This window comes from Plectonema radiosum NIES-515, assembly GCF_025753815.1.
In the GTDB taxonomy this organism is placed as follows: Bacteria; Cyanobacteriota; Cyanobacteriia; order Cyanobacteriales; family Nostocaceae; genus Hassallia; species Hassallia radiosum_A.
The window spans coordinates 1-2350 of sequence record NZ_JAOWRF010000420.1 but is presented as its reverse complement, the minus strand read 5'-3'; the positions used below and the strand labels follow the sequence as shown (position 1 = coordinate 2350).

Annotated in this window: 2 protein-coding genes and 1 pseudogene; 2 read left to right on the top strand and 1 reads right to left on the bottom strand. The window is 38.6% G+C overall.

Features of this window, described 5'->3' with window-relative positions; translation table 11 throughout:
• Positions 1-772 precede the first annotated feature (772 nt).
• Positions 773-1327, bottom strand: coding sequence for a DNA starvation/stress protection protein DpsA (gene dpsA / locus OGM63_RS29490; protein WP_263749318.1), 555 nt, complete (start codon positions 1325-1327; stop codon positions 773-775).
• A gap of 442 nt (positions 1328-1769) precedes the next feature.
• Here dpsA and OGM63_RS29485 point away from each other — a divergent pair, with 442 nt between their 5' ends.
• Both OGM63_RS29485 and OGM63_RS29480 read left to right on the top strand, forming a co-directional pair.
• Complete coding sequence (locus tag OGM63_RS29485; RefSeq protein WP_318528572.1) at positions 1770-2018, top strand: Asr1405/Asl0597 family protein; 249 nt, start codon at positions 1770-1772, stop codon at positions 2016-2018.
• 35 nt (positions 2019-2053) lie between these two features.
• Positions 2054-2350: pseudogene (locus OGM63_RS29480) on the top strand (hypothetical protein); the annotation flags it as partial.

The window sequence follows — 2350 nt, the reverse complement described above, 5'->3', positions numbered from 1 at the left end:
GACAAGGGGGACAAGGGGGACAAGGGGGACAAGGAGGACAAGGAGGACAAGGAGGACAAGGAGGACAAGGAGGACAGAGGTAAATTTTGACTTTTAACTCCAAACCCCTAACTCCTAACTCCTAACTCCTAACTCCTAACTCCAAACTCCAAACTCCAAACTCCTAACTCCTAACTCCAAACTCCTAACTCCTAACTCCTAACTCCTAACTCCTAACTCCTAACTCCTAACTCCAAACTCCAAACTCCTAACTCCTAACTCCAAACTCCTAACTCCTAACTCCTAACTCCTAACTCCAAACTCCTAACTCCTAACTCCAAACTCCTAACTCCTAACTCCTAACTCCTAACTCCTAACTCCTAACTCCTAACTCCTAACTCCTAACTCCTAACTCCCCATTCCCCATTCCCCATTCCCCAATGCCCAATTCCCCTTTTGTCTGCCTAAATTTATTTAATTATCATCGTAAAACTTACAACTTACTTGCAAATCTTTTTTGTTTAAAGTAGTAATTTGTCTCACGACAAAAGATTTTTTTTTCAAACGTGTAATTTTCTATTTTAAAGTAATGCATCAGTTTAGATGCAAATATTTATTAATTAGTTAAAGTAAAATATTTTTAACGTTAAATATTATGTTTTAATATGTACTTAAATTAAAAATGGCAGAGAGTTAGATATTTGGCTCTCTGCCATGTTTTATATTTTTTTAAGAAGAAGTGCTGACAACTTTTTGTTCAATCTAGGCTAGATGACTCTAGATGATGAGGGTGTTAGCTGTGAGCAGGTTGGACAAAGCCTAAAGTTAAGCTATCTTTAGCTAGGAAGTGAGCTAAATGATAAGCTCTTTCTTCAGTTTTTAACAGAATTGTTTCGTACAAATACCGTGTGGCACGGTCTCCTAAACTCTCTGCTTGAGCGGCTTGGCGGCGAATTAAGCTAATCATAGCTTGTTCTGCTGCTAAGTTATGTTCTACCATTTGACGGCAAGAATATACGCCATCAGACTCAGGTTCAAAACAGCATAATTCTGCTAACTTGCTGAAGGTAGCAACTGGCACACCGCCCAATCCATCTAAGCGTTCTCCAACGTCATGAACGTGTCCTTGAACTTGTCCGTAGCTTTCGCTAAAAAACTCATGTAGTGAGTAGAATTCTGCACCTTCTACTACAAAATGATGTTTTTGGTACTGCAAATACAGTGCCTGGAAACTAGCTAAGACAACGTTAAATCCTTCGCAAACTGGTGCGGTTACACTGCGATCCAGTAGTACGGGATTGTCATAAACCTGACCAAAATTTCGTAATATAGTTTGCGTTTCTGACATTGTTACCCTCGCTTTTAGGCAGTTATAGATGCAAGCTGCTTTTGTCCTTACATACTAACATCTAAGAAAGAAAAGTAAACTGATCGATATAGTTTTAAACATGCATTCGGTTTTGTTTATTTTCGGCGCGAGAGCGATCGCTAATTTATAACTATATCTGATGATATATAGACTTTGCAGCCAAAGTATAGTATTCCAATTTTCAGATTGAGTAGAGACGTTCCGCTAAAATGTCTCGTTCTTTGATTTTGCAACAGCAAAATCCTACAACCCCAGTCGTTAGGTGCTCAAACTAGCGCTGTACGTGCTCTCTAAAAAATATTTAATCTTTTTTGAGATTTTTGATGAGAATTATTTGCACTTGAGGTATTCTTATTTAAGAGGTTAAACTTCTATAATTTTCAATTAAAAATAGTACATTTGTACTTTGAGGGCAATTGTTTTGAAATCGTTCAGTTCAGAAGTGGAAGGACAGCACACTGTTGAGATGGATTGGGTAGATCGCTGGCAAGTCTATCAACGCTTGCAAGAGCTAGATATTCGTTGTTGGTGTGAGACTAATCAGCCATTGAAAGTTGAAATTAGCAATGTTACCGCAGCTATTCAACTCTGGAGCGTGATCCGACAATTCACAATTTCCCGCCAAGAGATGATTTACACTCTTGAAGATTGTTGGCAAAATAAAGCTTGATATTATATGTCAATTAAAAATAGGTTATGAAAATCATGAGTAAATTTGATAGTAACCAGGTCTCAGAATTTTGCCTTGAAGGACGATTTCTCGATTTTGCAATCAAAGACGGTTATAAGCTCAAAGGCTTGTTGCTGGCAACTGCTGAGGGTGAATGTTATGTAAAATTAGCTAAAGATTTAAGGGCTGCTTTTAACTTACAGTTACCAAAAGGCACTTGGCTGCAAGTCGTGGGTGAGAAAACTTTAGACTTGAAAACCGGTGAAGTTAAGTTAAAAGCCTTGAAAGTTATGGCTGCGGGGGGACAAGGGGGACAAGGGGGACAAGGGAGA